Raw genomic sequence first — 6,498 nt, 5'->3', positions numbered from 1 at the left:
GACAACGTGACGATTGAGGGGGCGTTGATCACACCGGTGGCGCTGGAGGAGGGGCAGCGGTTCGCGGTGCGGGAGGGAGGCCGGACGGTCGGCGCCGGCGTCATCGCCAAGATCCTCTCGTAATGGCCGCTGTCGCGGCGGACATCCGCGTTTGCAGGATCGTGATAGGATGATCATACGAGTACGGTGGAAGGGGTAGGACGATGCCGCGCGACATCATCACGCTGGCGTGTAACGAGTGCAAGCGGCGCAATTACACGCAGACGAAAAACAAGAAGAACACGCCGGACCGGGTGGAGCACTCGAAATACTGCCCCCGGTGCCGGAAGCACACGACGCACCGGGAAACCCGGTAGCGGTCGGCCGCACGTGTCGCACAGGGGCGTAGCTCAGTCCGGGTAGAGCGCTGGTCTCCAAAACCAGTGGTCGGGGGTTCAAATCCCTCCGCCCCTGCCAAGCCCACCAAGGTTTCCGCGTAGTCTACATCACACGCCGCGCGACAAGGTGCGCCGGGAGGCGGATCTCCTCGAGCGCGCGCGCCACGCGCTCGGCCTGCGCGCGCGTCCGGTACGGCGGGGTTGCCACTTGGGATACCGCGCCATGCGGCACGACGTCCACGATGTACCCTTTGCTCCGGACGAGGTGTTTCATCCGATCGGCCGTCGCGGCGTTCGCGTAGTTTCCGACACTGACGGCGTACCGTGTCTTCGACCGGGGGCGCGTCACTCGGCGGGAGCGCAGCGCCGTTCGCGCGTTCGGTGCCTCACGATCCACGGCTTTGTCCGAGATGGATCCGAGCGGTTTCGGGACCGTGACCGCCGCCACTCCTGCCTGTTGGTTCGGCGTCGCCAGCGGCGTGGCGCCTTCGTGGATTTTTTCAACGCCGGCAAGGCCGATCACGAGGCCGGCCGCCGCCCCGGCGGCCGCGGCGGTAAATACCTGCCGGCGAATCCGTCCCGTTCGTTCGGGCCGCTTCTCCGCCGTCGCATGCCTCTCGGCCACATTGCGCGGCGCGTCCGGAGCGTCGCGCCGGCCGCAGATGTCCGGTAGACCGGCGCCGGCGCGCGACATTGCGCACTCGTTGACGAAGTCTTCGTGCCGTCTGCGCCAGACGTCCCGCCAGGCGTCTATTTCGACCGCCGTCGCGTCCGCCGAGCTGAGCAGCGGCGTGCCGTGAGGATCAAAGAGGCACCAGACCGCGTCGACGCACTTCGCTGAGTATCCGTCGGGCAACGATAGGTGCTCGAGGTGCTTGCGGACGACCATTTGCCCCGTCTCCCCCGGGATACCGGGCATGTCACCGCTTCGCCGTTCTCCGTTCCCCCGGCCGTTCCTGGGGGTCCCTACTCTGGAATCATACGCTTTCGAGTACTGTTTGAAGGCATGCGGATGCTGCGGGAGGCGCCGCTGGAGAAGCCGGTATCTAGCGCGCGCCTTCCATGTAGGTCTCCCAATCCCGGAGCGGCGCGTTCCAGTCCGTGGGTCCGGCGGGCCGCGTGGACAGATGGCACATCGCCGCGGTCGCGGTCGCGCCGTGCCAGTGCCATTCGCCGGCCGGCACGATCACGATCTCTCCCGGCCGGATGATCCGCCGCTCGCGCTCGGTCGCCACGATGCCCTCGCCCTCGACGACGTACAGCACCTGATCGGACTTGTGGACGTGCGGCCGCGTCCGTGAGCCGGCGTCGAAAAACACCGCGACGAGGTCGACCGCCGTCGGGTCCTTCGCCTGCCGCCACCGCTGCATGCGTACGGTCCCGCCGAAGTTCTCCGGCGTATCGGTGGGACGGGCCTGGCTGCGCTGCGGGCGAACGACTTCCATGGCGGTCCTCCCTGGCGTGGCGGTGTCTCGCGCGGCCTTCGGCAGGGGTGGTGCGCTTCCCCCCGAACGGTCCGGCGACGCCGGCGCATCCCGCCGGCTAGTCCCCGCGAGGGGGCGACGCCGGCGCATCCTGCCGGCCGACATGCGGCCGGCCAGCATGAAATTAAAGCCGGCTAGTCCGGAGGACGGGGGTGGCGTTGGTGCCCAGGGCGATGGCCGTGTGGGTGGTCTGCGTACTCGGATTCGGACTTGCCTCGATGGCGGCGGGACAGGGCGTGCATCGCGGCGGCATGCTGCGGGTGGCGTTGAGCGGCGACATCGTCACGCTCGATCCGCACCTCTCCGGGGCCGCGATCGACCGGCAGCCGTACCAGAATCTCTTTGACAAGCTGGTCGACACGGACGAACATCTGACGATCGTGCCGATGCTGGCCACCTCGTGGACCGTGACGCCGGACGGGCGCACGGTCACCTTCAAGCTCCGCGACGGCGTCAAGTTCCAGGACGGCACGCCGTTCAACGCCGAAGCGGTCAAGGTCAACTTCGACCGCATGCTCGACCCGAAGTTCCCGCCGATCCGGAAGGCGGAGATGCGGCCGGTGCAGCGGGTGACGGCCGTCGACCCGCTGACGGTCCAGGTCGTCATGGATCGGCCGTACAGCCCGCTGCTCTACGCGCTCACGGACCGCGCGGGGATGATGCTGTCGCCAGCGGCGTTGGCGAAGGAAGGGATGAACTTCACCCAGCACCCGGTCGGCACGGGACCGTACCGGTTCGTCGAGCGTGTTCCACAAGACCACACGACGTTCGAGCGCAATCCCGACTACTGGGCGAAGGGCCTCCCCTACGCCGATCGCCTGGTGTTTCGCGTGATCGCGAGCGACCCGGCGCGCATCGCGAACCTCAAGAGCGGCGACGTGGATATCGTGGCGAACGTGCCGCTCCCGCAGGTGCCCGAGCTGGCCAAGGAGGCGGCGCAGCCGGGCGCCGGGTTCCACCTGCTCGAGCGCGGCGCGTTCCAGTGGAACGCCATGCCGCTCAACGTGACCAAGCCGCCGTTCGACAACAAGCTACTGCGGCAGGCGCTGAGTCTTACCATCGACCGGCGCGCGCTCGCGAACGTCGTGCTCCGCGGGGCCGCGTATCCCGCCCGGTCGTTCTTCCCGAACGGGACGCCGGCCTACGATCCATCGATCGCGATTCCCGACCGCAACATCGCCCTCGCCAAGGAAAGGCTCGCGCAGGCGGGCCGCCCGGGCGGCTTCACGTTTACGCTGCTGCTGGCCGGCGCGGGGCAGCAGGACGCGTCGATCGCGCAGGCGATCCAGTCGATGGCCGCGGAGGCCGGCATCCACGCGCAGATCCAGATTCTCGAAGGCGCCGCGTTTTTGGAGATGATGCAGAAGGCGCAGCATCAGGCGACGCTCAGCATCTGGAGCGGGCGGCCCGATCCCGACTTCGACGTCTATCCCTTCGTCACGCAGACCGGCATCGGCGGCCTGAATCTCGCGGACTACGTGAGCGATCGCGCGACCGTGCTGCTCGACGGAGCGCGCCTGTTGAGCGATATGGCGCAGCGCCGCCGCGCCTACTCCGAGGTCAGCCGGATCGTGGCGGACGACGCGCCCTACGTCTTCCTGTTCTATCCGAAAGAATATAAGCTGATCAGCGCGCACGTGCGGGGTTTCGTGCAGGTGCCGGACGGGATGGTGCGGCTCCGGACGGTGTGGCTCGCCCCATAACCCGGCCGCGGTTCGCGCTCGCCGTCCCGAGGCGGGCCCGGCGGGACGCGGCGGCCGCCGCCACCCAGGCCCCCCGCCGGGCGGGAAGATGGCCGAAAAAAGTTTCGTTCGTCATGTTTAGGCCCCTGTAGGGGAGGGGATAGTAACCGTGGGGGCGAGGAACCCCCAAAAGTTCGAAGACGGTGCGGTTGAGTTGCTTCGGGGGCATGCCCTTCTCCCCCCGCCCCGGAGTAGCGACGCCGCACCGTTTTTTTTATCCGCGTTGCCGGAGCGTTGACAGCAAGGCTCCCGCTGTTATAATGAGGCGGACGGAAGGCAGTCTTTTTTTGTTTGGGGGCGTCTTTTATGGCGCGAGGATCGGAAGGAGCTACAGGTTCGCTGGGCAAGCCGGCGCGCGTGCAGGCGCCGGAGCGGCCCCGGCCCGTCCGCGCGGCGCCGCGGCGGCTGCCGCGCTTCATCGAGGTCTCGATCCAGTTCCTCAAGGACGTCCGTGCCGAGATGAACCGTGTGTCCTGGCCGGATCGCCAGAGCGTGATTGCCTCCTCCGTGGTCGTCGTCTTCGTGCTGACCGTGACCGCGCTGTTCCTCGGGGGCGTCGATCTGGTGTTCGCCAAACTGCTCGAGCCAATTTTGAGATCCCGGTAGTCCCGCGCTTCGGGAGCAGGACGGAGACCGCGTTAGCCATGCCGGACGATCGTAACCGCCCACAGGGAACAGCCAAGCCCGACGCCGCCACGCTCGCGCAGCAGCTCTTCCGGGATGAGCCGGAAGACCGCGAGCGCGACGCGGAGCCCGCCGCCCCTCCCGCGGAGGCGCCGCGTTCAGCCGCGCCCGAGCCGGAATCTCCCCCCGAGGGGACCAGTCGGCGGGATGCGCCGGCGGCGCCGGTCGGGGTGTTGGTGCCGCCCGGCGAGGAAGCGGACGCCGCCGAAGCCGCGGAGGAGTCGACCGAGCCCCGCCCGCCGGTGACGGCGGAAGGCACGGTGGAACTGCCGCCCGGCGTCGAGACGCCCGGCGAAGTCAGCGCCGAGGACGAGGCCGCGCGCGCCGCCAAGGGCGCCCGGTGGTTCGTGATCCATACCTATTCCGGGTACGAGAACAAGGTCCGCACAAACCTCGAGCGGCGGATCGACTCGATGGGCCAGGCCGAGAAGATCTTCCGGATCCTGGTGCCGACCGAGGACGAGATCGAGATCAAGGACGGCAAGCGGCGGATCGCCAAGAAGAAGGTGTTCCCCGGGTACGTGCTGGTGGAGATGATCATGGACGACGACTCCTGGTACGTCGTCCGGAACACACCGGGGGTCACGGGATTTGTCGGCTCGGGGGCCAAGCCGCTGCCGCTGCAGGATCGGGAGGTCAAGGCGATCCTCAAGCAGCTGGGCGACGAAACGCCGAAGTTCCGGATCACGTACCAGAAGGGTTCGGCGGTCCGCATCAACTCGGGGCCGTTCATGGACTTCAGCGGCGTCGTCGACGAGATCCTGCCGGAGAAGGAAAAGGTGCGCGTGCTCGTGTCGATCTTCGGCCGCGAGACGCCGGTCGAGCTCGACTTCGCGCAGGTCGAAAAGATCTAGGACGGGGGGACCATGAAGAAGGTCGTCGCCATCGTCAAGCTGCAGATCCCGGCCGGCAAGGCCACGCCCGCGCCGCCCGTCGGCCCGGCGCTCGGTCAGCACGGCGTCAACATCATGGAGTTCTGCAAGTCGTACAACGAAAAGACGTCGCGGCAGGCCGGGACGATCGTGCCGGTGGAGATCACCATCTTCGCCGACCGGACCTTCACGTTCGTGACCAAGACGCCGCCCGCGTCCGTGCTGCTGAAGAAGGCCGCGGGACTCGAGACGGCGTCCGGGGAGCCGAACAAGAAGAAGGTCGGCAAGGTCACACGCCAGCAGATCCGTGAAATCGCCGAAACGAAGATGCCGGACCTCAACGCGCGGGACATCGAGGCCGCGATGCGGATGATCGAGGGCACGGCCCGCAGCATGGGCATCGAAGTCGCCTAAGGCTCGGAGACTCGTTAATCGGTGGGAGGACGATAACGGTCCGCCGGGACCACAGGAGGGGACGGCATGGCACAGTACGGGAAGCGGTACCGCGAGGCGCTCAAGCACATCGAACCGGAGAAACTGTACGATCCGCAGGCGGCGGTGGCGGCGCTGAAGCAGGTGCCGCGCGCCAAGTTTGACGAGACGGTTGAAGCGCACATCCGGCTGGGCATCGACCCGAAGCAGGCGGACCAGCAGGTCCGCGGCACGGTCGTGCTGCCGCACGGCACCGGGAAGTCGGTGCGCGTGCTGGTATTCGCAAAGGGCGACAAGGTGAAGGAAGCCCAGGAGGCCGGCGCCGACTACACCGGCCTCGAGGAGTTCACGGAGAAGGTGCAGGGAGGCTGGTTCGACTTCGACGTGGCGATTGCGACGCCGGACGTGATGAACGTCGTCGGCCGGCTCGGCCGGGTGCTCGGTCCGCGGGGCCTGATGCCGAACCCGAAAGCCGGCACGGTGACGTTTGACATCGGGCGGGCCGTGCGCGAGACGAAGGGCGGCAAGATCGAGTACCGCGTGGACAAGACCGGCATCATCCACACCGCGGTCGGCAAGGCCTCGTTCAGCGAGCAGGCGCTCGCCGAGAACTTCGACACGCTGATCAACGCCGTGGTCCGGGCGAAGCCCTCGTCCGCGAAGGGGCAATATCTCAAGAGCATTTCGCTCAGCACGACGATGGGCCCCGGCATCAAGATTGATCCGAATAAGGCGCAGGCGCCGGTTCCGGCCTAATCCGGAGACCGGTGTCTAGGTTCAGATAGATCCGACTACACTTGACACTCGGTGCAACGGCGGCATCGGGGCCGCTTCCGGCCGTTGGGCGGTGGCTATACTGGCACCACCATGGCCATCCTCAAGCCGTTCCTACGCCGGCGCGTCCGGG

Annotated in this window: 9 protein-coding genes and 1 tRNA gene; 8 read left to right on the top strand and 2 right to left on the bottom strand. The window is 67.6% G+C overall.

Features of this window, described 5'->3' with window-relative positions; all coding sequences use genetic code 11:
• The 3 genes from tuf to VKT83_18895 all read left to right on the top strand — a co-directional run.
• Window positions 1-123 (top strand): elongation factor Tu (tuf, locus tag VKT83_18905; protein ID HLY24541.1); only part of this gene is annotated, 123 nt, incomplete at its 5' end.
• Window positions 124-203: 80 nt separating this feature from the next.
• Window positions 204-356 (top strand): 50S ribosomal protein L33, encoded by a 153-nt coding sequence (rpmG, locus tag VKT83_18900; protein HLY24540.1) that lies wholly within the window; start codon window positions 204-206, stop codon window positions 354-356.
• 22 nt (window positions 357-378) lie between these two features.
• Window positions 379-456, top strand: a tRNA-Trp gene (locus tag VKT83_18895).
• A gap of 24 nt (window positions 457-480) precedes the next feature.
• Here the strand turns inward: VKT83_18895 and VKT83_18890 are convergent.
• Both VKT83_18890 and VKT83_18885 read right to left on the bottom strand, forming a co-directional pair.
• Window positions 481-1,266 (bottom strand): SPOR domain-containing protein, encoded by a 786-nt coding sequence (locus VKT83_18890; protein HLY24539.1) that lies wholly within the window; start codon window positions 1,264-1,266, stop codon window positions 481-483.
• Between the two features lie 157 nt (window positions 1,267-1,423).
• Window positions 1,424-1,822, bottom strand: a complete 399-nt coding sequence (locus tag VKT83_18885; protein ID HLY24538.1) for a cupin domain-containing protein — start codon at window positions 1,820-1,822, stop codon at window positions 1,424-1,426.
• A gap of 191 nt (window positions 1,823-2,013) precedes the next feature.
• On the opposite strand from VKT83_18885, the gene VKT83_18880 reads away from it, so the two are divergent.
• The 5 genes from VKT83_18880 to rplA all read left to right on the top strand — a co-directional run bounded on the left by VKT83_18880 (window position 2,014) and on the right by rplA (window position 6,347).
• A complete protein-coding gene (locus VKT83_18880; protein ID HLY24537.1) occupies window positions 2,014-3,564 on the top strand; it encodes an ABC transporter substrate-binding protein in 1,551 nt (516 codons plus the stop codon).
• Between the two features lie 345 nt (window positions 3,565-3,909).
• Window positions 3,910-4,209 (top strand): preprotein translocase subunit SecE, encoded by a 300-nt coding sequence (secE, locus tag VKT83_18875; protein ID HLY24536.1) that lies wholly within the window; start codon window positions 3,910-3,912, stop codon window positions 4,207-4,209.
• A 425-nt stretch (window positions 4,210-4,634) separates the two neighbouring features.
• Window positions 4,635-5,141: a transcription termination/antitermination protein NusG gene (gene nusG / locus VKT83_18870; GenBank protein HLY24535.1), complete on the top strand. Its 507-nt coding sequence runs from the start codon at window positions 4,635-4,637 to the stop codon at window positions 5,139-5,141.
• A gap of 12 nt (window positions 5,142-5,153) precedes the next feature.
• On the top strand, window positions 5,154-5,573 hold the full coding sequence (gene rplK / locus VKT83_18865) for a 50S ribosomal protein L11 (protein ID HLY24534.1): 420 nt from the start codon (window positions 5,154-5,156) through the stop codon (window positions 5,571-5,573).
• A 66-nt stretch (window positions 5,574-5,639) separates the two neighbouring features.
• The gene (rplA, locus tag VKT83_18860; GenBank protein ID HLY24533.1) at window positions 5,640-6,347 is read left to right on the top strand and encodes a 50S ribosomal protein L1; all 708 of its coding nucleotides are present in this window, start codon (window positions 5,640-5,642) and stop codon (window positions 6,345-6,347) included.
• Window positions 6,348-6,498 lie beyond the last annotated feature (151 nt).

This window comes from bacterium (assembly GCA_035308905.1).
GTDB lineage: Bacteria > Sysuimicrobiota > Sysuimicrobiia > Sysuimicrobiales > Segetimicrobiaceae > DASSJF01.
The sequence above is the reverse complement of the archived record's forward strand: the minus strand, read 5'-3'. Positions and strand labels throughout refer to the sequence as shown.